This window comes from Lacibacter luteus (genome assembly GCF_004118265.1).
GTDB classification, from domain to species: domain Bacteria; phylum Bacteroidota; class Bacteroidia; order Chitinophagales; family Chitinophagaceae; genus Lacibacter; species Lacibacter luteus.
Map to the genome: position 1 here is coordinate 410,362 of NZ_SDHW01000003.1, position 23,824 is coordinate 434,185.

Sequence of the window (23,824 nt, forward strand, 5' to 3'; positions counted from 1 at the left end):
GAGCAATTTTGAGTTACAAAACAAAATTGCTGCTCATATGAAAGTTCAAAAAACTTTTCATGCCCAAAAGTCCCGGCTTTGGACATGGACCCAGGTCCTCTCTTTCTTTTTTCTATTTCTCCTTTCCGTTTCTTCACTTTCGGCTCAATCAAAACTGCTTGCTGGAATTGTAACTGACGCCACCGGAGCCCCGGTTGAAGGCGTGAACGTTGTGGTTAAAAATTCAAACAACGGAGTTACAACGGACAAAAGCGGGAAGTTTTCCATTAATGTAAATATTGGCAATGTGTTGGTGTTTTCAAGCGCTGGCTTTGTTACACAGGAAGTAGCGGTTGATGAACGGGCGACCATCAATATTGTACTCGCCAACAACGCCACCTCACTGGAAAATGTAGTGGTGATCGGTTATGGCAGCCAGAAAAAAGTAAATCTGAGTGGTGCCGTTGCCGTGGTGAATGGAAAAGATATTGTGAACCGACCAGTTCCGAATGTTACTGGTGCGTTGCAAGGTGTATTGCCGGGTGTAACTGTTATCAGGAGCAGCGGTAAACCCGGTGCGGAAGGATATGGTATTCGGGTAAGAGGATTTACTTCAGCCAACAATGCATCGGCGCTTGTTTTGGTTGATGGTGTTGAGCAGGATATTAATCTGCTCGATCCAAACGATATTGAATCGATCTCTGTGTTAAAAGATGCATCGGCATCTGCCATTTATGGTGCAAGAGCTGCGGCCGGTGTTATACTCGTAACAACCAAACAAGGTGCAGCAGGAAAAACAAGGATCAATTTCAACAGTTATTACGGAATCAATATTACTGCACGTCAGCCTGAGCGTTTGAATTCATGGGATGAGCAAACATTGATTGATGAAGCTCGTTTTAATGCAACAGGTGCAAGAGAATTTAATGCTGAACAAATTGAATGGTTGAAGAATCCGAATTTCTCTTCACGCCCCAACCCAACAGCAGATCGTTGGGAATATTTCGGAAACAACAATTGGTTGAAAGAAGGGATGGATAAGATCAATCATCAGCAAAATCATTCCTTATCGATTGGTGGCGGCGAACAAAAATTAAACTATCTCCTTTCAGGAAGTTATTACAAACGTGATGGTGTATTACGTTTTGGACCTGATGATAACAAGCGCTACAATATCAAACTCAATGTAAACAGCGAGTTGAACAGGTACCTGAGTTTAAAAGTTACAACAGGTTACATTGGTTCGTTCACAAGAGAAAATTCATATGGCACAGAGCAGATCATTAACAGGTTGTATCGTAGTCGTGCACGTCAATCGCTGTATGTTCCAAAAGATGATGTAACAGGTAATATTTATAATGGCGATCTGCAGGTGAACGCAGTTGACATTGAAAAAAATGCCGGTATGGAAACACGTGATTACGAAACGTTCACCGGCAAGATCAATTTCCAGGTAAAGAATGTTATTAAGGGATTAACGCTCGATGTAATTGCATGGCGTAATCAAAGTTCTTACAACTTGGAGAACCAGGCCAAAACACTTTACTGGTATGGCCGTAGCACAAACACTGTTCGCTTTAGTATCAACACACCAAACCAGCTTACGTTGGTGAAGAACAAAGCATACCAGAACAACATGCAGAGTTTTCTTACTTACAATTTCAAATTGAAAGATCATTCATTTACGTTGTTGCAAGGTGGCTCGTATGAAGAGTATCGGAAAGATGAAGCACAGGCAACAGGACAAAGCATGCCAAGCAATGATTTCTTCAGTTTAAACTTTGCTGATCCGTTAACGAAAACAAGCAGGGATATTGTACAGTCGTGGGCACTTGCTTCTGCATTCGGACGATTTAACTATAATTATAAAGGACGATATTTAGCTGAAGCATCATATCGTTACGATGGAAGCTCACGCCTTGTGCCAACAAACCGCTGGCGTTTCTATCCTTCATTCTCTGCAGGCTGGAGAGTTGACCAGGAAAATTTCATGAAGAACTTTTATTTCGTCAACAATTTAAAACTGCGTGCTTCATGGGGTACATTAGGTAACAGTGATGCTTTAGGTTATTATGATTACCTCGCCTTGTTAACAAGTGGACTTAGCACAGCAAACAATGTTGTGTTCAATAATACACGCACACAATATGTGTATCAGTCAATACAATCTTCACCCGATCTTACATGGGAAACTGTCACACAATCGAACATTGGTCTTGATCTTGGTGTGTTGGCAAACAGGTTAACGGTTACACTTGATTATTATGAAAAGATCGTTACTGATCTGTTGGCAATTCCAAATCTTCCAAACATCATTGGTGTTACTCCCGGTTATATCAACTCTGGTAAATTAAAAAGTTGGGGAACAGAATTAGATGTTAAATGGAGAGATAGAATAGGTAAAGTAGATTATCGTGTTGGTTTCAATATTTCCGATAACCAGAATAAACTGCTTGAATACAATGATCGTAATTCAATTGGTACAGGAGGTGTAATACAATACCTCGAAGGTTTTCCGATGAATTCTGTTTGGGGTTTTAAAACAGATGGCTTCTTTCAAACACAGGCAGAAGCTGATGCATACAAAGCAAAAGTGGTGTATCCATTCTTTGCAAATCCAAAGCCTGGTGATATGAAGTATCTCGATCTGAATGGTGATGGAAAAATTGATGCAGGTGGTGGTACGCCAGATAATCCAGGTGATCTTGTTTTTCTTGGTACAACCAATTCACGTTACACGTATGGTTTTGATTTGGGTGCAACATGGAAAGGTCTTGACTTCTCAATCTTTTTCCAGGGAGCGTTGGTACGCAAATTCCTCATCAGTGAAGAAACATTGTCGCCAATCCTTGGTACAGCCGATATGCCATGGACCATTCACATGGACCGTTGGACACCCGAAAATCCGAATGCATTTTTCCCACGCATGTATCAAACGAGTGCACACAATTACCGGCCATCAGATCGTTGGGCACAGAATGGTAGTTATTTACGTTTGAAAAATGTACAGATCGGTTATACTCTTCCAATAAAGAATAAGAGCATAAAAGAAATCAAAGTATATGTATCAGGTCAGGATCTGTGGGAAGCAACAAAAGTGTTGAAAGTATTCGACCCGGAAGTGGGTAATAATGTTGGCGCAACAACTTATCCATTCTATCGTACTGTTGCATTTGGTTTAAATATTTCACTTTAATCAATCAAGTCATGAAAAAGATGAAACAACTTTCAATATATATCATTACTGCTGCTTTGTTATTAAGCGCATGTATGAAAATAGATCGCTTACCGGAAACAGAAATACCTGACACTGGTTTCTGGAATACAGAGAACGATCTGATCAGTGCCACCAACCGTCTTTACCAGGAACTTGATGGCGATTGGGTTGATAACAGGGCTGATGATGCAGTGAATACAAGTCCCAACACAGTGAGCACAGGTGCAAGATCAGTGCCTAATACAAGTGGTGATTGGAACGAACGTTACGATGAAATTTTTACAGCAAATAATATTTTAGAGAAAGGAGTTCGTGCAAAAGTAACAGACGCTGTGCGTAACCGTTATTTTGCTGAAGCACGTTTCTTCAGATCTTATGCTTATTTCAAACTGTTGAAACTTTATGGCGATGTACCGTTGTTGTTAAAAACATTATCTGTTACATCGGAAGAGTTGTATATGGCCCGCACACCACGTGCACAAGTGATTCAACAGATCTATGATGATCTTGATTTTGCTGCAGCATGGTTACCTACAAGAGCAAATTTGCCAGCTGCACAGTGGGGAAGAGTAACAAAAAGTTCTGCATTGGCATTAAAAGCAAGAGCGGCATTGTACGAAGGCACAAGAGGAAAATTTCATGCGAATGTAACCGACTGGCAAAATCATTTGACCATTGCAGTGAATGCCGCAACAGCAGTAATGGCAGAAGGGCATACACTATTCTCAAACTATGGCAACCTGTTTATACAGGCAGGTGAAGGACAGGCCAACAATGAAAACATTTTTGTGAAGATATATGGTGTAAGCAATGCAAACCTGTTATTAGGTCATAATCATTCAAGAGGTTTGGAAAACGGTCAGCTTGCTCCAACAAGAAATTTATTACGTCAGTATTTGTACAGCGATGGTTTGCCAGCGTTTAATGTTGATGGCACAACGCCTTCTGCAACACGTTCTGCAAATTTTGTGGCAGAAGCAAGCGAAACAAGTTACAATACCATTCTTGATAACAGGGATCCACGTATGCTGTTCTCTTATTTCAGGGCAGCTGAAGAAGCCTATCAAGGTCCATGGGTGCCGAAAACTTCATTGGGTATCAGAACTGCTATTGCTCCAAAGAAAGCATTTAATAAAATTGATCAGAACATTGTGAACGCTGCAACAGTTGACAGAATACTCATTCGTTATGCGGAAGTATTGTTGACATACGCAGAAGCAAAATTTGAATTGAACGGAACCATCAGCGATGCTGATCTTAATCTTACCATTAATGCATTGCGTACAAGAGTTGGGTTTGCACCGAAGTTGACCAACGCATTTGTAACAACCAATAACCTGAGTATGCGTGAAGAGATACGCAGGGAACGTACAGTTGAATTAGCATTGGAAGGTTTCCGTTACGATGATATTATTCGTTGGAAAACTGCAGAGAACGTATTACCTAAAGATCTGCTTGGTGCAAAATTCATTGCAGCAGAATGGGTTGGTACAAACCAAAACAGTTTGACGCTTACATCTGATAATGTATTGAGAGTGGAAGCTGCCAGCACAAGAACATTCAGGGCCGATCGTGATTATCTCTACCCTGTTCCTTTGAATGAAATAAGTCTTAGCCGTGGCAATGTAACGCAAAACCCTAATTGGAATTAATAAAACGAACTACAATGAAACAAATCATTTATATACTTATTGCAATAACAGGCATGCTTGCAATTGCTTCCTGCGAAAAGAAAGATTACCCGATGGGGTTGGAAGAATACGAACATCATTACTATGCCATCTTTGTTCCAAACAATAACACTGCGGTAACCGTAACAAGATCACAAACAGCTTTGTTGAAATTTCCTGTTCAGTTTTATTCAAGCTTTACCAGGAATTACGATGCAGTGGCGAGGTATGCAGTAACAACAGCAGGTATTAGTAATCCGGCTGTGCGTGGACAGGATTTTGATATTGTAGATAAAAACGGAGTGGTGATTCCTTCGGCAGATACATCTTACAATATGATCTTTTCGCAGGCAAAGCAAGCAATGGATACCATTTACATTAAACTGTTGAACAATGCAACGCCCGGTGCACGACGTATGGAAATACAAATGCTGGAGAACAAAACATCACAGTTCTACGTAGATATATTTTCAACAGCTTTCAGAAGACCTGTCACCATCAACTAAACGTTAGCAGTAGTTTTATATAGTAAGAACCTTCATTATTGAAAAGCGAAGTTGAAGAATAAACCGGAGACTTCCTTTTCATAGTGAAGAAATACAGTATTACCTTTTGCCAAACAAGCAGCATGCACAGAATCAATCTACTTCTATTTTTTATTGGTTTAAGCATTAACAGTAACGCACAGTTTTTGAAAACAAAGGCTGATGCAATTGTGAATGAAAAAGGTGAAAAAATTATTCTTCGTGGCATGGGGCTTGGCGGTTGGATGTTGCAGGAAGGATATATGTTCCGTTTATCTTTTCTTGGTCAGCAATACCGTATTAAAGAAAAGATCGCTGATGTTGTTGGTGAGGAGAAAACAAAATTGTTCTATGAACAATGGTTGCTCAATCACACAACAAAAAAAGATATTGATGCAATGGCTGCATGGGGATTTAATTCCATACGCTTGCCGATGCATTTTAATTTATACACGCTTCCTGTTGATGATGAACCGGTGAAAGGGCAACATACATGGATCGAAAAAGGATTTGCCATGACCGATAGCTTGTTGAGTTGGTGCAAGGTAAATAAGATGTATCTCATTTTAGATCTGCATGCAGCACCGGGCGGACAAGGAAATGATCTTCCTATTTCCGATAGAAATCCATCAAAACCATCGTTATGGGAAAGTGAAGCCAACCGTGAAAAGACCATTGCTTTGTGGAAGAAGTTAGCAGAACGATATGCAAACGAACCATGGATCGGTGGGTATGATATCATCAACGAACCTAACTGGGGATTTGAAGATCCGAAGAATGACTTTCGTGGTACTGCCGAAAAAAAGAATGAGCCATTGAGAGAATTGATGATTGCCATTACAAAAGCCATTCGTGAAGTAGATAAAAAACATATCATCATCATTGAGGGAAATGGTTTTGGAAATAATTACAGAGGTGTGTTGCCGCAATGGGATGATAATATGGTGCTGAGCTTTCATAAGTATGGCAACTTTAATACCGATGCTTCCATCAAAAACTTTTTAGACTTACGCCAGCAATATAACATGCCATTATGGTTGGGCGAATCGGGTGAAAATTCAAACACATGGTTTACCGAAGCAATTGGCCTCGTGGAAAAACATGGAATTGGTTGGGCATGGTGGCAGGAAAAAAAGATGGGCATCAATAATCCATTGGAAATAAAACGGCCGGAGGGTTATGATAGGCTCTTAAACTATTGGTCGGGTAAAGGGCCAAAACCAACAGAAGAAGAAGCATGGAATACATTGCAACAGTTATTGCAGAACGTCAAATTTGAAAACAATGTTTTTCATCCTGATGTGGTGGATGCAATGATCAGGCAGGTGCAATCAACTTCAACAATCCCATTCAAAAAGCATGTGATCAACAAAAACACAATTATCAAGGCTGTTGATTTTGATATGGGGCGTCAACGCTTCGCTTATTACGATACAGATTCTGCACGCTATCAATACACACCCGGTGTAAATACAGATGGCAATAAAGGTCACACCTACCGCAACGATGGTTTAGATATAAAAACAGGAAATGACGGAGCTTATGTAACCGATATTGAAACAGGCGAGTGGTTACAATATACAGTAACAGTGAGTGAGGCAGGTAGGTACAAGGTTTCATTTCTTATTGCAACAGATAAAGACAGTTGTTCGCTTTCACTACAACAGGATAGCAAAACAATCATCAACGGAATTGCATTGCCTGCAACAGGTGATATGCAGAATTTTCAATCATCATCCACATCGATTATTTCTTTAAAAAAAGGCACAACGGTTTTTCGTGTGCTTGCTGCAAAAGGCGGATTTATTTTTTCAGCCATTCAATTCACAAAAACGAAATAACAAGTTTTGAAATTCATCCTTTCCCTATATGGTCTGTTGCTGACAGGATTTATCTATGCACAACCTGCTGCCATTACAAACATTAATCATGATTGGTTGTTTGCAAAAGAAAACAAACCAGCACAGGCAAAATGGGAACCTGTTCAGTTGCCACATACATGGAATACGGATGATGTAATGGATGATGTGCCCGGTTATTACAGGGGTGTTGGTTTATACAAGCGAAAACTTCCGATCAATAAAAAACTGAAAGGAAAACAAATCTATCTTTTGTTTGAAGGGGCCAACCAATTTGCAGAAGTGTTTATCAATGGAAAGAAGGCTGGTGAACATACAGGTGGTTACTCTGCTTTTAGTATCGCTATTACAGATTTTGTGAACTTTGAAAAGGAAAATGAACTGTTGGTGAAAGTGGATAATAGTTTTAACCAGGATATACCGCCGCTCTCTGCAGATTTTACATTTTATGGTGGTCTTTACCGTGATGTATGGTTGAAGGTTGTTGACGCTGTTCATTTTTCAGTGCAGGAGAATGGACAATATATTACCACGCCATCTGTAAATGCAAAGAATGTAACTGTAGAGGTGCAGACGGTCATTAACAATAGCGAATCCGTTTCAAGAAAGATAAAGATCAATACCTTCGTCAGGAATAAAAAAGGAATTGTTGTTGCTTCTTCTTTGCAGCAGGTGCAAATAAAACCCGGCACTGTTCATTCGTTTCGCCAGCCGGTCATCAATGTAAAAAGTCCGCAACTATGGTCGCCTGAATTGCCTTATTTGTACACAGTAACTTCTGAAATAAAAGATGCGGTAACAGGCAAACTATTGGATGTTGTTACAAACAAACTTGGTTTTCGCTGGTTTCATTTTGATGCAGCAAAAGGTTTTTTCCTCAATGATAAACCTGTTAAGCTGGTTGGCACAAGTCGCCACCAGGATCATAAAGGATTGGGAAATGCAGTTCCTGATAAACTTGTAGTAAAGGATATACTTCTGCTCAAAAAAATGGGTGGTAATTTTTTACGTGTTGCACATTATCCGCAAGACCCTTCAGTGTTGGCAGCATGCGATAGCTTGGGCATTTTAACTTCTGTTGAAATACCGGTGGTGAATGAAATAACAGAAACCGAAACGTTTTATAGTAATTGTCTTGCCATGCAGGCAGAAATGATCAGGCAACATTATAATCACCCCAGTGTGATCATTTGGTGTTACATGAACGAAGTATTGCTTCGTCCACATTACAATAATGACAAGGAAAAACAAAAAAACTATTTTGCTGCTATTACCAAACTTGCAAAAGCATTAGACAGTGTTACACGCAAGGAAGATCCTTCCCGTTACACCATGATCGCTCATCATGGCGATTACAAACGTTACAATGAAACAGGGTTGAACAATATTGCAATGATTGTTGGCTGGAATCTCTATTCAGGTTGGTATGGGCCAAACATGTCAGACTTTCCTGTATTTCTTGATACGTTTCATAAACGGCATCCAAACACACCCATTGTTGTTTCAGAATACGGAGCAGATGCTGATCCACGTATCCGCAGCACAGCACCTGTGCGTTTTGATAAAAGTGTGGAGTACACAACAAAACTGCATCAATATTATTTTACTGAAATGATGAAGCGGCCTTTTGTTGCAGCAGCAATGATCTGGAACCTGGCCGATTTTAATTCAGAAACAAGAGTTGAATCAATGCCGCATATCAATAACAAAGGTTTGCTGGAGTGGGACAGAACTGCAAAAGATCCTTATTATTATTACCAGGCTATGTTATCGAAAAATGCATTCATTAAAATAATGGGCGCTTCAACAATTGCCGGGATTGCAGACAGTAGTAATTTAATTTGCACAAGACAGGTACAGGTTGCTGCAAACATTGATGAAGTTGAACTGATCCTGAATGGACAAACGATCGGGAAAAAGAAAACGGTTGACGGGTTGAGCGAATGGCAACTGCCATTTAAGAATGGAAACAATGTAATTGAAGTGAAAGGAGAGTTTGCCGGAAAAATGCATAGCGATAAAAAGATCGTAACGTTTTTATTGCAGTCACATCATTTTGATCAGGTGTTGAAATTTGAACAACTGAATATCCTGCTTGGCGCCAAACGTTATTTTGTAGATGATGAAAAGCAGCAATGGATTCCTGATCAACCATACAAAGAAGGAAGCTGGGGATTCATTGGTGGTAAAATATTTCAGATACCCAATAGTAACCGCTTGCCTTACGGCACCGATAAAAATATTGCAGGCACAAATAATGATCCTGTTTATCAAACACAACAGATCGGTATTAAAAAGTATCGCCTTGATCTTCCGGCGGGTGATTATGAACTCACTTTGCATTTTGCCGAACTGTTGGGTGGGCAGGTAAAAGAATTGCCTTACAATCTTACCGACCCCGAACGGATAGAGCCAAATGGGAAAAGAATTTTCAATGTGTATATAAACGGCAATTTGCTGCTCGATAATTTTGATATTGCAGCTCAATATGGTTCTGCAACAGCAGTAAGTAAAAAAGTAAAAGTTTCAGTAACCGGTAATACAGGTATTGAAATTGATTTCCGGTCCGTTGAAGGCGAACCCATATTGAATGCATTACAGGTTAAAAAACTAAACAAGTAAGATGCTGAACAATTTTCAGTTCATAATAAATACAAGTGTAATTGCGGTTCTGCTTTTCATTACTACACCTACAACTGCACAGCAAACCTGGAGTTCAAAATATGTGCAGGTAAAAAAAGATGGAAGCATTGTGTATGCAAAAGATGAACTCGGAAATAGCATTCCTGATTTTAGTGGAGTCGGCTATCAGCGAAACAGGAAACCGTTGCCTGTTGTACCTGTTGTGAAAACAATTGATGCCAATGCTGATAATGATGAACAAACTATTCAGTCAGCCATTGATGAAGTAACCAAAATGAAAATGGATGCCAATGGTTTTCGAGGAGCCATCCTGTTGAAGAAAGGAGTTTATAAAATTCCGGGCACGATCCGTATTAAAACCAGCGGCATTGTACTGCGTGGTGAAGGTGAGGAAACAAAACTTATTGCAACAGGAAAGGGACAGCGAAAACTGATTGTTGTTACAGGTGCAGGTGAACTAAAAGAAACAGGAGGATCAAGGCGCAAGATCACGGATGCTTATGTGCCTGTTGGAGCAAAATCTTTTACAGTTGGAAATGCAAATGGATTAAAAGTTGGTGACAGCATTGTTCTGTATCGCCCTGCAACAAAAAACTGGATCGAAGACATTAAGATGAATGAAATAGAAGTGAGAGACAGCACTACAAAGCAATGGAGTACTGCAGAATATGGATTGCATTACGAACGTGTGATCACCAAAATTGAAAACGACAAGATCTATATTGACAATCCTGTTGTAATGGCGATGGAGGAGAAGTATGGTGGTGGTGAAATTTATCTGTACAGTTTTGCCGGTCGTATTTCAAATGTTGGAATAGAAAATTTGTTGTGTGAATCGGAATATACAAGTGATGAAGATGAGGATCATGGATGGGATGCTGTTTTTTTCAATCGGGTAGCAGGTGGTTGGGTAACAAAAGTTACAGCCAAACATTTCGGTTATTCCTGCGTGAACCTTGGTTACCAGGCAAGAAATATTACCGTGAGTGATTGCAATTACATTCAACCAAAATCAAAGATCACGGGCAGCCGTCGTTACTCATTTAATAACGATGGACAATTAAATCTTTTCATGCATTGTTTTGCTTCAGAAGGCCGGCATGATTTTGTGAACGGTGCAATGGTATGCGGCCCCAATGTATTTTACAATTGTAAAGCCGAAAATACAAAGGCCGATATCGGTCCGCATCATCGTTGGGCAACAGGAACGTTATTTGATAACATTATTACCGATGGTGAATTGAATATACAGGATCGTGGTAATTGGGGAACAGGGCATGGATGGGCCGGTGCAAATATGGTGGTATGGAATTGTACAGTTGGTAAAGCGGTCATTCAAAATCCATGGGCATCAGCAAAAAATTATGTCATTGGGTTGAAAGGAACAAAATACAGCGGACGATTAACAGGAAGACCCGATGCTGAATGGGAAGGACAAAACAAAGATGGATTAACACCGCAGTCTTTGTATATGACGCAATTGAAAGCAGCAACAAAATAATATTCACACAACAATATTTATGAAGTATAAATTAATAGCCGTAACAGTTATCAGTTTATTTGTTGCGGAACTCAGTATTGCACAAAGCACCAATAAAGTATTTGAAGATGCAGAGAAGCAACTTGCACTCATGTACAGGGAAGCAATTGCAAACCGCAACGACAGACGCATTTTCCCAAGAACATTGCAGCATGATTCAATTCACCTCGTAGTGTCAAACGATTGGACTAGTGGTTTTTTTCCCGGCATGTTATGGTTTATGTATGAGTACACGAATAAACCGGAGTGGATCACAAGAGCAGAAGAGTTTACAGCTTTGATGGAGCGTGAACCAAAGAACCGCAACTCACATGATGTTGGGTTTAAAGTGTACAACAGTTATGGTAATGGTTATCGCCTCACACAAAATGAAGATTATAAAAAGCAAGTGTTGCAGAGTGCAGCTACATTGGTCACAAGATTTAATCCAACAGTTGGATGTATCCGTTCATGGGATTTCGGCAAATGGCAATACCCCGTGATCATTGATAATATGATGAACCTTGAATTATTATTTGCTGCTACAAAACTCAGCGGCGATTCATCTTATTATAAAGTAGCGGTTGCACATGCAAATACTACACTCAAAAACCATTTCAGAAAAGACTACAGTACATTTCATGTAATGGATTACGATACCATTACAGGCAAAGCAATTGGCGGAAGCACACACCAGGGTTATGCTGATGCATCGGCATGGGCGAGGGGACAGGGCTGGGCTTTGTATGGTTATACCATGTGCTACAGGGAAACAAAGAACCCTGCTTATTTGCAACAGGCCGAAAATGTTGCAGCGTATTTAATGAATCATCCTTCGTTACCTGCCGATAAAATTCCTGTGTGGGATTTTAATGTGCCCAATCTTAACAGTGAACCAAGAGATGCATCGGCAGCAGCTATTATTGCATCGGCTTTGTATGAGTTGAAAGATTATTCAAAGAACAAGAAGCAATACAAAGCATTTGCCGATAAGATCATGCAAAGTCTTAGTCAACATTACCGTGCGCCAATGGGATCGGCCAAAGGTTTTATTCTCTTACATAGTACAGGACACAAACCTGTAAATGGCGAAGTGGATGTGCCATTGATCTATGCCGATTATTATTTTTTAGAGGCGTTGTTGAGAAGAGACAGACAGTAGTTTAATCTTTTCAACAGTATATGCCAGCGAATCATTTCCATTGTTTTTTTCGTTTACTTTGGCAATTCATGGCAGTAGATCAGAAACAGGAAATGATTATTGATGCGGCGATCAAACGGTTTGCACATTTTGGGGTGAACAAAACCACCATGAATGAGATTGCAGCTGATCTTTCCATTTCCAAAGCATTGCTGTATTATTATTTCCCCGATAAGAAGAGTTTGTTTGCAGCTGTGCTCAAACATATCACTTCAGCAGCAGCCATTTCGTTCGATCAGGTGCTGGTCGGCGAAAGCGATCCGCAAAAAGCAATTCTTTCTTTTCTCGATAGCCGTACCGATTTTATTATCCGCTATTATAATATTGTTGAGTACCTGCGCAACATGCGTCAGCCCGGACTTCCCCCCGAATTAAAGGCAATTTTCGACGATATCCGAAAACGGGATCTCGGCCGGATTGCAGAAATTATGGAAAAGGGGAAAAGGGACGGCATCTTCCAGATGGAGAATGCAGCAAAAGCTGCCGAACTGTATTTCGATTTCCTGGAGAGTTTTCGAATGGCCTACTTTGCTCAAAGCTCCACTTTCTTCCCGGATGGCAAACAATTCCGTGCACTCCTCAAGCGGGAAAAAGAATTTTCTGTCATTTTTTTGAAAGGTTTAGCGAAGTAACAATTTTTTTGCCTTATCTTTGACTTTTAAATCAAAAAAGTCAGTAGGTCAAAAAGTAAAAAAGTTAAACGTGAAAGGTGCGGTAAAACAGGAACAGATTCTGGAGGCGGCCATCAGGCGCCTGTCGCATTTCGGAGTGCATAAAACAACACTCACCGAAATTGCCGACGACCTGAGCATTTCCAAACAGGCACTGATGTATTACTACCACGATAAAGCATCGCTTGTAACCAGCGTACTGGAAAAAATAGCAGGTGATTACATCGTAGAGGTAAAGAAACTGATGGCGAAAAATCTATCACTCAATCATCTTTTTACGGGGCTTGTGGATATGCGTCATTCTTTTTTTGGCAGGTATCACATGCTGTTTATACAAATGAAGACTGATGGCTTTACACGCAGCAGTTCAGAAATCGAAGCAACTAGAAAGCAGGCAGAACAGGCAGAACGAATAGCATTGGCAGAAAGGTTGAAGAGTGAAATAACGCAAGGAACCATTCGTGAAATTGATACAGATACAACAGTGCAGTTAATGCTGGATACTATGGCAGCTTTTGCCTACAGCATGCAGTTTACCTGCCCCATTCCAACAGAAGATCAGCTGCAGCAGTTGTTTGACCGGCAAAAGAATGCTGTGCTTTTAATGATTAACGGAATAACAACAAAGTGATGACAGCACGCATTCAACAAAAAGCACGTGAGTTATTTTTTAAGTACGGCATTAAGAGTATTTCGCTTGATGATCTGGCGAAGCGTGCAGGTATTTCAAAGAAAACATTGTACCAGCACTTTGCCGATAAGCAGGCCATTGTACACGAGCTGCTTGATGAATTGCTGAGCAGCTACGAACAGGCATTTAAACATTGTGCAGCGAAGGCAGCAAATGCAGTGGAAGAAATAAGTATGCAGGCCGATGAAGTATTTCCGGCATTACCGGAAGTGAGCCGTTTGTTTTTTTACGATCTGCGTAAGTATGATGCAGCAGGGTGGAATAAAGTGAGCAGTTATCTTAACCAGTTTCTGCTGCCATGTTTCATTGCAAATATTGAAAGAGGAATGAAAGAAGAATTATACCGGGAAGAATTGCCCGTTGATCTTACTGCTGAAATACGCATGCAACAGATCAACACCATATTCGACAGTACCGAATTCTCCACCCGCAAACTGCATACTGTGCAATTGATGAAAGATCTATCACAATTCTATTTGCATGCCATAACAACAACAAAAGGAAAAACAGTTATCAGGAAATATTCAAAACAATAGAATGAAAACAAAGCAACAATCACAAACCAAGAAGCCTGTACTGCAAGGCATGAAGAGCAAGCTGTTTCTGCTTCTCTTTTTCCTTCCGGTACTGGCTGGTGCGCAGGAAGCAAAAACGCTTACCCTGAAAGAGGCATTGCAATATGCATTGCAGGCCAACAGGGATGCACGCAAAGCAAAACTGGATATTGAAAACGGTCAATACCAGGTTGATGAAGTAAGAGCAAGAGCATTACCACAGGTGAGTGGCTCTGCATCTACTACCTATAATCCCATCCTTATGTTAAGTGCAGTGCCGGGTGAATTAGCAGGGAGACCGGGAGAAACATTTCTCGTTGCCTTCGGACAGAAATGGAATGCAGGTGCAACAGTATCTGTTAACCAAACCATTTTCGATAACTCGGTATTTGTAGGATTGAAAGCTGCAAAAACAACTGCAGAGTTCTACCGCATTAATGCACAGCTTACCGAAGAACAAATTATGGAACAGGTGGCCACCACTTATTACCAGGTGTTGGTGCAACGTCAGCAACTAACGGTGATCGATAGTACCTTAAAAAATATGCTCACTACAAAGAAAGTGTTGCAGAGTTTGTTGGATAATGGCTTGGCAAAGAAGATCGATCTCGATAGAGTTGTTGTCAACATCTCTAATATGCAAAGCCGTCGTCAGCAATTGCTGAACGGTGTTGCGTTACTGGAGAACCAATTAAAGTTTTACATGGGTATGCCCATCAACACGCCGATCATTGTTCCGGATATCGACTTGAACAGTATTCGTCCACAGGCCGTTGCTAAAGCCGATTCAATTGATGTAAATAGTCGTACAGAAATGCAAGTGTTACGTAAACAGGAACAGTTGCTCAACTATCAAAAAACATCGATCAAAGGAGCAAACTTGCCAACAGTTTCCATTGGCGGTAACTATTCGTACAATGCGCTGGGTAATAAATTCCCTTTGTTCAAAGGTCCAAGCCAGGGTGTTAACTGGTTCGATGTTTCATCGATCAGTCTCAATATAAAAGTACCCATCTTCAATGGTGGTGCCACAAAATCGAAAGTAAAACAAGCCGATGTTGCTATACGCAAACTCAACGAAGATATCAACTATACCAAGCTGGCTTTGAATCTTTCGTTTGAAAATGCAAAAACAAAGATCAACAACAGCATCATTACACTCAATACACAAAAAGAAAATGTGCAGCTGGCAGAAGAAGTGTATTTCAATACCATGAACAATTACAACAATGGGTTGGCTACACTAACCGATCTGTTGAATGCAGAAAACTCTTTAACCGAAGCACAGAATAATTATTCCGCAGCCTTGCTCGATTACAAAGTATCGGAAATACAATTACTCAAAGCACAAGGCAACTTACAATCATTATTAAACTAACAAACTATACAAATGAAAAAGAATTCATTCGTAAAAATTATTACCGGCATTGTTATCCTGGCAGCAGCAGTTGCATCAATTGCCTGGGTATTGAAACATAACAAAGCAAAGAACAAAGCAAAGACGGATGTGGTGGCGCAGGCTGCAGGTGATGTGTCTGTAAAAACAGGTACAGTAGAAAACCTTGCACTCGATCTTGATTTTGCAGTAAACGGAAATTTTGCACCATGGGCACAAATGGATTTTGCAGCTGAAAGTTCAGGTCGTGTTGTAAAATTATTAGCTGATGAAGGTACTTATGTGAAAGTAGGTCAAACATTGGCGATTGTTGATGCAGGTGTATTGAATGTGGATCTGGAAAGCGCACAAACTGTTCTGGATAATGCAGTGCGTGATCAGCAACGTTTTGAAAATGCATTTAAAACAGGTGGTGTTACACAACAACAACTCGACCAGGCAAGGCTGGCTGTTGAAAATGCAAAAGCACGTGTAGCACAATCGAAGATCCGTGTGGGTGATGCAAACGTACATGCAACCATTAACGGTGTGGTGAACAAGCGTTATGTAGAACCCGGTGCGTATGTAACTCCCGGTTCGAAATTATTTGAACTGGTAGATGTTTCGAAACTGAAGTTAGCCGTAACCGTTAGCGAAGGACAAGTAGCACAATTAAAGATCGGCGATACGGTGCAGGTGAAAGTAAGTGTGTTCCCCGATAAAAATTACCGTGGTCGTGTAACGTTCATTGCAGCAAAGGCTGATGCATCACTCAACTTCCCGGTTGAGATCGAACTGGCATCAAATCCAGGCAACCAACTCCGTGCAGGTATGTATGGTACGGCTGTATTCCGTTTCGGCAACCAGACAAAATCGCTTGTTGTACCACGTACTGCATTTGCAGGTAGTGTAAGCAGCAACCAGGTGTTTGTTGTTGGCAGCGATAATGTAGCACGCATCCGTAAAGTAATTGCAGGCCGCATTATGGGCGATAAAGTACAGATACTCGAAGGTGTGAACGAAGGTGAAACTGTGATCATCAGCGGACAGATCAACCTTGTTGATGGAAGTAAAGTAGCACTGATAAAATAATTGTTGACTAACAGGAATAACAACTTCTGCTATGCAGCTGTTGTTTAAAAATAATTGAAATGAAAATAGCAGAGATATCGATCAAACGACCCACGCTCGTTATCGTACTTTTTATTGTACTGATACTGGGTGGTATCCTGAGTTATAAATCGCTCAACTACGAGATGCTGCCGAAGTTTTCTCCTTCGGTGGTATCGGTGGTAACTGTTTATCCGGGTGCTTCGCCCGGCGAAGTGGAGAATACTGTATCAAAGAAAATTGAAGATGCGGTTTCTTCCATGGAAAACATCAAGAAACTGGAAACACGTTCGTATGAAAGTCTTTCCATTGTAACCATTACACTTAACAGTGGTGCCGATGTTGACTATGCATTGAATGATGCACAGCGTAAAGTAAATGCGGTATTAAAAGATCTGCCGGATGATGTTGACCCGCCATCACTCAACAAATTTTCTTTGGATGATTTACCGGTGATGACCTTATCAACTTCAGCAAAGCTGGATGAAGCTGCGTTCTTCGATCTGATGGATCAGCGTATTGCTCCGGTTATTTCCCGTGTGGCAGGTGTGGCGAAAGTCAACCTCATCGGTGGACAGGAACGTGAGATACAGGTGAACATGGATGCGAACAAACTCGAAGGTTATGGTTTGTCGTTATTGCAGGTTCAACAGGCTGTATTAAATTCCAATCTTGATTTCCCTACAGGTAGTGTACAAACAACCGAACGTGATATCCTCATCCGTTTATCGGGTAAGTATAAAAACATTGAAGAGTTACGCAATCTTGTAGTTGCAACAACGACTGCGGGAGCACAGGTGCGATTGTCGGATGTAGCCGACGTGCAGGATGCAACAAAGGATATTGAAAAAGTTGCACGTGTAAACCGCCAGTCGTCTATTGCGGTGCAGATCATTAAACAATCAGATGCAAACGCAGTAGCAGTAAGTGAAAAAGTAAATGCAGCGATTATAAAACTGCAGAAAGATTATGCGGCATCAGGATTAACTATTAATGTAGCGAGTGATAGTTCGATCTACACATTGGAATCTGCTAATGCGGTGATCTTCGATTTGTTTCTCGCCATTATACTCGTGGCATTGGTAATGTTGTTCTTCCTGCACAGTATACGGAACTCGTTGATCGTAATGATCGCTATTCCTGCATCACTTATCTCAACGTTCATTGGTATGGCGCTGTTGGGTTATTCATTAAACCTGATGTCGTTACTCGCCTTGTCGTTGGTGGTAGGTATATTGGTGGATGATGCCATTGTGGTATTGGAAAATATTTACCGCCACATGGAAATGGGTAAGAACCGTGTGCGTGCTGCTTACGAAGCAACAAAAGAAATTGGTTTTACCGTAACATCTATTACGTTGGTAATTGTGGTGGTGTTCTTGCCAATTGCACTCAGTACAGGTTTGGCTGCTGACATCTTAAAAGAGTTTTGTGTAACGGTATCAATCGCTACATTGTTATCGCTTCTCTCTTCATTCACCATTGTACCGTGGTTGTCTTCACGCTTTGGTAAACTGGAACGTGTTACAGGTAAAACATTCTTCGGCCGCATCATTATTGGGTTTGAAAAAGTATTGTACAATTTCACCAACTGGGTTACCGGTATTTTAAAGTGGAGTTTGAATCATAAGAAAACAACCTTAGTAGCAGTATTTGCGTTGCTCATCGGTTCGTTCTGGTTAGTAGGTGCAGGATTTATTGGTGCAGAATTTTTTGCAAAGAGTGATCGTGGTGAATTTTTAGTGCAGATCGAATTACCAAAGGATGCATCCATTGAACGTACCAATGCATTGGCACAAAAAGCTGAAGCGTTCCTGCAAAACAAAGAAGGTGTTACACGTTTAATTACCACTGTTGGTCAAAGCAGTGATGGTATGGGTGGTACACAGGCAACGCCATACAAAGCAGAGATCGCTGTACAGCTTGTGCCTAAGAAAGAACGTGCAGATGATGCAACGGTGTTTGCTGCAAAAACAAAACGTGAGCTGGCGCCATTACTTGTAGGTGCAAAAGTAAAAACAGTTCCAATCAGTATTCTTGGTTCGGCTGAGCGTGCACCGTTAGCATTGGTGGTAACAGGTCCCGATCTGGATAGTGCATTGGTATTTGCAAATGCAGCAATGGCTGAGTTGAGAAAGATTCCCGGTGCAACAGAAATGAAACTTTCGGTTGAAACAGGTAATCCTGAAATTAACGTGCAGGTTGATCGTGATAAAATGTCGGCTCTTGGTTTGAATTTATCAACTGTTGGTGCTACCATGCAAACAGCATTCAGTGGTAACACAAATGGTAAGTTCCGCCAGGGTGAATATGAATACGATATCAATATCCGTTACGGAAGTTTCAACCGCAGGAGTATTGAAGATGTAAGTAATCTTTTGTTTACTAACAGTAAAGGACAGCTGATACGTTTATCACAATTTGCAACCGTAAAAGAAAGTTCTGGCCCAAGCCAGTTAGAACGTAGAGATAAAAGTGCATCGGTAACAGTAGAAGCACAATCTGTTGGTCGACCAACGGGTACTGTTGCACAGGAGTGGCAAAAGCAATTTGAAAAATTACCGGTTCCAACAGGTGTGCGTTATGTATGGAGTGGTGATATGGAAAACCAGGCCGAAGGTTTTGGTACAATGGGTATTGCATTGCTGGCAGCGGTAGTGTTGGTGTACCTCATTCTTGTTGCGTTATACAACAACTTTATTTATCCGTTTGTGGTGTTGTTCTCTATTCCGTTAGCCATCATTGGTGCATTCCTTGCGTTGGCATTAAGTAATAGTTCGCTGAACATCTTTACCATTCTTGGTCTCATCATGTTGATTGGTTTGGTGGCGAAAAATGCCATTATCCTGGTTGACTTTACCAACCAACGTAAAGCAGAAGGTGCAAGTACATTTGATGCGTTGATTGATGCGAACCATGCCCGTTTACGTCCCATTCTGATGACGACGATTGCGATGGTGATCGGTATGTTGCCGATTGCATTGGCAAGTGGTGCAGGTGCTGAATGGAAGAATGGTTTGGCTTGGGTAATTATTGGTGGTTTGATCAGTTCGCTGTTCTTAACACTGGTGATTGTACCGGTGATGTATGCCATCTTCGATAAACTCATTACAAAGTTCACACGCAAAAAAGCAAAACCTATTGAAGAATTGTTGGTGGAAGATTACGAGCCAACAAAAGAATTTCATGAGTCGTATGATGAAGGTTTTAATCCTTCGCATGTATAGTTAAAAGTTGATATTGGTTACAAAGGGCTGTGTTCTCACAGCCCTTCTTTTTTGTACAGCGGTTGCCTGTTTATCGCTTGGCAAGTTTTGTTGCAACAAAGCTTATGAAGAATATCTGGAAGGCATGAAACAGCATCAGCGGAAGTAATATGATACCGATAGCGGCTGTATTGCCAAATAGTATTTTTGAAAACACCGTACCATGTACCAGCGATTTTTTTGTTCCGCAAAACTGAGCGGTTATGCGGTCTTCAATAGTAAACCGTAAACGTTTGGCAATAGTACCTGTAAGAAAATAAAGCAGGAAGAACAAACCTGTTACAACGGCAGAAAGCAATAACAGATCAAACCATTGAATACTGCTGAAGATCTTTTCTTCAAACGATTCAGCAAAGCTTTTATAAATGATCAGCAGTATTACGCTCTTATCAAAGATCGTAAGCTGTTTGTTGTACCGCACCGCATATTTTCCAAAGAAGCGTTGCAATACAATACCTGCAATTACCGGTAACAGAATTTCAAGGAGTAATTTTTTGTAAATAACTGCAAGATGAAAATCGGCTGCGGCAGTGTTCAAAAATAAACCCATCCATAATGGCGTAATGATAATGCCGATGATGCCCGATATGCTTGCATTAAAAATTGCTGCAGGAATATTTCCCCTTGCAATGGAAACCATTACTACCGATGAAGAAACGGTAGAAGGCAGGGATGCAAGGAATAACATGGCAAGCCAGAGTGTTTCCTGTTGCATTGATTTTGCCAGTGGATAAAACAGCAAAACAACCAATGGAAAAAGAAGAAATGTTGAAAGCTGAATAAGTACATGCAGCTTCCAGTTTTTTAAACCGGCTATCAGTTTTTCCGGACTGAGTTTTAAACCATAAAAAAAGAAGATAAGCGAAATACCCACAGAGCCGATTGTATCTAACGGAACAACACTTTTGTCTGAACCCCATTGCGGAAAGAAATATGCGAACAGAATAACAGCGATGATGTATAAAACAAACGGATCGGTTTTTAATTTCATGAATGGATTATTTCTGTTTAGCAGAATGTGGTACAAAGGTATGTGCAACACATCTGCAGTTGTACGAAATAAAAAACCCTTCGTTGCCGAAGGGTTTTATGTAGACGAGTTGTTGTTTGATTAATAGTCTCTGCTATAACCACCGCCGCCACCTTTGTAGCCGCCGCCACCGCCACGGTTGCCGCCGCCGCCACCTTTGTAGCCGCCGCCACCGCCGCCACGGTAACCACCACCGCCGCCGCCACCAAAGCTGCGTTTTTTGAAGCCGCCATCATCTTTCTTAGGCTGTGCTTCGTTTACTACAATTTTACGACCCTGAACGTCAGTGTCGTTCAATTGACTGATAGCAGCTTGTGCTTCTTCTGCATTGTCCATTTCAACAAATGCAAAGCCTTTGCTACGGCCAGAAAATTTGTCGGTTAAAATTTTGGCAGAGCTAACTGAGCCAAATTGCTCGAACAGAGCAGCGAGGTCTTCGTTCGTCATAGACCAGGCGAGGTTTCCTACGTAAATGTTCACAATAAAAAAATTAAAAAAAAACAAATTATGAACCAGATAGCAACTGAAAACCGATGGAAACTGATCGAAGGAAAAGCGCCTGGAGCTTCAGAAAGCAGGAACTGAATTCATGTTAACCTTATAAAGATAGGGGATTTAAGATGAAAGTAAAAAGCCCCCGGCCAAAATCTTAGCGTACTTCCTGCATCTCCACCAGCTTCCGGTAAAAGCCATCCAGGGCCACTAATTGGTCGTGGGTACCCCTTTCAACGATCACACCTTTCTGTAAAACAATGATTTCGTCGGCATGGCGAACAGTTGATAGCCTGTGTGCAATCACCAAACTGGTGCGGTCCTGCATCAGGTGATTAATGGCATCCTGTACTAACCTTTCGCTCTCGGTATCAAGCGAAGAAGTGGCTTCATCCAGTATCAGAATGGGCGGATTCTTTAAAACAGCCCTTGCAATGGTCACACGCTGGCGTTCGCCACCACTGAGTTTGCTGCCACGGTCGCCAATACCTTCGTTATAACCATTCTCTTTTTGCACAATAAAATTGTGTGCGTTGGCAATTTTTGCCGCTGTTTCAATTTCGGCAATAGCTGCATCGGGCTTGCTTAATGCAATATTGTTTGCAATAGTGTCATTAAAGAGAATGGGCTCCTGTGTAACGATGCCCATCAGTTGCCGTAAATTTTCAATTGAATAGTTTTTGATGTTTACACCATCTAAAAGTATTTCACCACTTGTTACATCGTGAAAGCGGGGAACAAGATCGGCAAGTGTAGATTTGCCCGAACCGCTTGATCCTACCAATGCAACAGTCTTTCCTTTCTCCAATGTAAGGTTAATGTTGTGCAACACTGTTACATCGTTATAAGCAAAGGATACATTTTTAAATTCAATACTTTTTTCAAATGAAGCAATTGAAACAGGGTTTGCAATTTCTTCTACTACAACAGGCGCATTAATAATTTCTTCAATACGCTCAATGGCAGCACTGCCTCGTTTGGTATTATAGTAAGCCGATGAAAGCGATTTTGCAGGATTGATGATCTGCGTAAAGAAAACGATATAGGTAATGAAACCATCCGATGTAAGTCCTCCGGCATTATTACCCAACACCAATTGACCGCCAAACCATAACACTCCACTCAATACTAACACACCCAATACTTCACTTAAAGGAGATGCCATATCCTTACGGAAATTGATTTTATTTCGGATATGATTTAAATCGGCATTCATTTGATGAAACCTGCCGCCTAATAATTTTTCGGCAGTAAAAGCTTTAATAACACGAATACCTCCAAGCGTTTCATCGAGGATGGAAAGCACCATGCCGTTCTTTTCACCTGCTTCTGTTGATTGACGTTTTAACGAACGGCTTACTCTTCCAATTATGAAACCCATCACCGGTAAAAAGATCAAAAGAAATAAAGAAAGCTTCGGACTAATGACGATCATCCCCACCAAATACAAAAGAATATTCAAGGGTTCTTTGATCAGCACTTCCAATGCCATCATTACGCTCCATTCCACTTCGTTCGCATCATTACTCATTCTTGAAATAAGATCGCCCTTGCGTTGCTCGGTAAAAAAGCCAACAGGTAATTTCAAAACCTTATCGTACAAATCGCCACGTAAACGGGTTAACACACCGTTACGCATTGGTGCAAGTATGCGGTAGGAGAGATAAAGAAAAACGTTTTTTAACAGGATCGACGAAACAATGATGAGGCAGATAAATGCCAACGCCGATAGTTCGCCTTTTGTTACAATAAGTGTACTGATCTGGTACATCAGATAATCGAGCAGATCGGAAGCGGAACGAACTGTTTCCGGTGCAACGAGTACCAGGTCTTCTTTGTTGAATAATAATTTAAGAAACGGTGCAAGCATGGCCAGCGAAACCATTGAAAAAACAATGGAAAGCAGGATACATAAAAAGTAAAGTACAATCTTGCCGCTATAGCCACGCAGGTATTTGAAAATTCGTTGAAACTGTTTCATGCTGTTAAACCCCGCAAAGTAACTACTTTTACAGCGTTTAAA

The 23,824-nt window shown here is 40.9% G+C and carries 16 protein-coding genes; 13 read left to right on the plus strand and 3 right to left on the minus strand.

Annotated features, from left to right (window positions below; all coding sequences use genetic code 11):
* Window positions 1–37 precede the first annotated feature (37 nt).
* The 13 genes from ESA94_RS12830 to ESA94_RS12890 all read left to right on the plus strand — a co-directional run bounded on the left by ESA94_RS12830 (window position 38) and on the right by ESA94_RS12890 (window position 20,240).
* The gene (locus ESA94_RS12830; protein ID WP_129131303.1) at window positions 38–3,175 is read left to right on the plus strand and encodes a SusC/RagA family TonB-linked outer membrane protein; all 3,138 of its coding nucleotides are present in this window, start codon (window positions 38–40) and stop codon (window positions 3,173–3,175) included.
* A gap of 20 nt (window positions 3,176–3,195) precedes the next feature.
* Window positions 3,196–4,848 (plus strand): RagB/SusD family nutrient uptake outer membrane protein, encoded by a 1,653-nt coding sequence (locus ESA94_RS12835; RefSeq protein ID WP_129131447.1) that lies wholly within the window; start codon window positions 3,196–3,198, stop codon window positions 4,846–4,848.
* A 14-nt stretch (window positions 4,849–4,862) separates the two neighbouring features.
* The gene (locus ESA94_RS12840) at window positions 4,863–5,372 is read left to right on the plus strand and encodes a hypothetical protein (protein ID WP_129131304.1); all 510 of its coding nucleotides are present in this window, start codon (window positions 4,863–4,865) and stop codon (window positions 5,370–5,372) included.
* Window positions 5,373–5,494: 122 nt separating this feature from the next.
* The gene (locus ESA94_RS12845; protein WP_129131305.1) at window positions 5,495–7,231 is read left to right on the plus strand and encodes a cellulase family glycosylhydrolase; all 1,737 of its coding nucleotides are present in this window, start codon (window positions 5,495–5,497) and stop codon (window positions 7,229–7,231) included.
* Between the two features lie 6 nt (window positions 7,232–7,237).
* The gene (locus ESA94_RS12850; RefSeq protein ID WP_129131306.1) at window positions 7,238–9,871 is read left to right on the plus strand and encodes a glycoside hydrolase family 2 TIM barrel-domain containing protein; all 2,634 of its coding nucleotides are present in this window, start codon (window positions 7,238–7,240) and stop codon (window positions 9,869–9,871) included.
* A 1-nt stretch (window position 9,872) separates the two neighbouring features.
* Window positions 9,873–11,393: a PemB family protein gene (locus ESA94_RS12855; RefSeq protein WP_129131307.1), complete on the plus strand. Its 1,521-nt coding sequence runs from the start codon at window positions 9,873–9,875 to the stop codon at window positions 11,391–11,393.
* Between the two features lie 19 nt (window positions 11,394–11,412).
* Window positions 11,413–12,573, plus strand: a complete 1,161-nt coding sequence (locus tag ESA94_RS12860; RefSeq protein WP_129131308.1) for a glycoside hydrolase family 88 protein — start codon at window positions 11,413–11,415, stop codon at window positions 12,571–12,573.
* A 68-nt stretch (window positions 12,574–12,641) separates the two neighbouring features.
* On the plus strand, window positions 12,642–13,244 hold the full coding sequence (locus ESA94_RS12865) for a TetR/AcrR family transcriptional regulator (RefSeq protein WP_164972734.1): 603 nt from the start codon (window positions 12,642–12,644) through the stop codon (window positions 13,242–13,244).
* A gap of 70 nt (window positions 13,245–13,314) precedes the next feature.
* Complete coding sequence (locus tag ESA94_RS12870) at window positions 13,315–13,914, plus strand: TetR/AcrR family transcriptional regulator (RefSeq protein WP_164972735.1); 600 nt, start codon at window positions 13,315–13,317, stop codon at window positions 13,912–13,914.
* Window positions 13,914–14,510, plus strand: a complete 597-nt coding sequence (locus tag ESA94_RS12875; protein WP_129131311.1) for a TetR/AcrR family transcriptional regulator — start codon at window positions 13,914–13,916, stop codon at window positions 14,508–14,510. The genes ESA94_RS12870 and ESA94_RS12875 overlap by 1 nt, the downstream gene beginning before the upstream one ends.
* 1 nt (window position 14,511) lies before the next feature.
* Complete coding sequence (locus tag ESA94_RS12880) at window positions 14,512–15,906, plus strand: TolC family protein (protein WP_205755976.1); 1,395 nt, start codon at window positions 14,512–14,514, stop codon at window positions 15,904–15,906.
* A 12-nt stretch (window positions 15,907–15,918) separates the two neighbouring features.
* Window positions 15,919–16,995: an efflux RND transporter periplasmic adaptor subunit gene (locus ESA94_RS12885; protein WP_129131312.1), complete on the plus strand. Its 1,077-nt coding sequence runs from the start codon at window positions 15,919–15,921 to the stop codon at window positions 16,993–16,995.
* A 59-nt stretch (window positions 16,996–17,054) separates the two neighbouring features.
* Window positions 17,055–20,240, plus strand: a complete 3,186-nt coding sequence (locus ESA94_RS12890; protein WP_129131313.1) for an efflux RND transporter permease subunit — start codon at window positions 17,055–17,057, stop codon at window positions 20,238–20,240.
* 70 nt (window positions 20,241–20,310) lie between these two features.
* Here the strand turns inward: ESA94_RS12890 and ESA94_RS12895 are convergent, their stop codons facing one another.
* From ESA94_RS12895 to ESA94_RS12905, 3 genes are all read right to left on the minus strand, one after another.
* Entirely contained in the window at window positions 20,311–21,270 is a 960-nt protein-coding gene (locus tag ESA94_RS12895; RefSeq protein WP_129131314.1) for a bile acid:sodium symporter family protein, read from the minus strand.
* Between the two features lie 120 nt (window positions 21,271–21,390).
* Window positions 21,391–21,789 (minus strand): RNA recognition motif domain-containing protein, encoded by a 399-nt coding sequence (locus tag ESA94_RS12900; RefSeq protein WP_129131315.1) that lies wholly within the window; start codon window positions 21,787–21,789, stop codon window positions 21,391–21,393.
* Window positions 21,790–21,958: 169 nt separating this feature from the next.
* Window positions 21,959–23,782, minus strand: a complete 1,824-nt coding sequence (locus tag ESA94_RS12905; RefSeq protein ID WP_129131316.1) for an ABC transporter ATP-binding protein — start codon at window positions 23,780–23,782, stop codon at window positions 21,959–21,961.
* Between the last annotated feature and the right edge of the window lie 42 nt (window positions 23,783–23,824).

Bases quoted from the DNA above. Each gene is read 5' to 3' on its own strand.
- ESA94_RS12875 (WP_129131311.1), top strand. From the start codon at position 13,914: ATGACAGCACGCATTCAACAAAAAGCACGTGAGTTATTTTTTAAGTAC.
- ESA94_RS12905 (WP_129131316.1), bottom strand. From the start codon at position 23,782: ATGAAACAGTTTCAACGAATTTTCAAATACCTGCGTGGCTATAGCGGC.
- ESA94_RS12830 (WP_129131303.1), top strand. From the start codon at position 38: ATGAAAGTTCAAAAAACTTTTCATGCCCAAAAGTCCCGGCTTTGGACA.
- ESA94_RS12890 (WP_129131313.1), top strand. From the start codon at position 17,055: ATGAAAATAGCAGAGATATCGATCAAACGACCCACGCTCGTTATCGTA.
- ESA94_RS12865 (WP_164972734.1), top strand. From the start codon at position 12,642: ATGGCAGTAGATCAGAAACAGGAAATGATTATTGATGCGGCGATCAAA.
- ESA94_RS12855 (WP_129131307.1), top strand. From the start codon at position 9,873: ATGCTGAACAATTTTCAGTTCATAATAAATACAAGTGTAATTGCGGTT.
- ESA94_RS12835 (WP_129131447.1), top strand. From the start codon at position 3,196: ATGAAACAACTTTCAATATATATCATTACTGCTGCTTTGTTATTAAGC.
- ESA94_RS12880 (WP_205755976.1), top strand. From the start codon at position 14,512: ATGAAAACAAAGCAACAATCACAAACCAAGAAGCCTGTACTGCAAGGC.
- ESA94_RS12840 (WP_129131304.1), top strand. From the start codon at position 4,863: ATGAAACAAATCATTTATATACTTATTGCAATAACAGGCATGCTTGCA.
- ESA94_RS12860 (WP_129131308.1), top strand. From the start codon at position 11,413: ATGAAGTATAAATTAATAGCCGTAACAGTTATCAGTTTATTTGTTGCG.
- ESA94_RS12895 (WP_129131314.1), bottom strand. From the start codon at position 21,270: ATGAAATTAAAAACCGATCCGTTTGTTTTATACATCATCGCTGTTATT.
- ESA94_RS12885 (WP_129131312.1), top strand. From the start codon at position 15,919: ATGAAAAAGAATTCATTCGTAAAAATTATTACCGGCATTGTTATCCTG.
- ESA94_RS12845 (WP_129131305.1), top strand. From the start codon at position 5,495: ATGCACAGAATCAATCTACTTCTATTTTTTATTGGTTTAAGCATTAAC.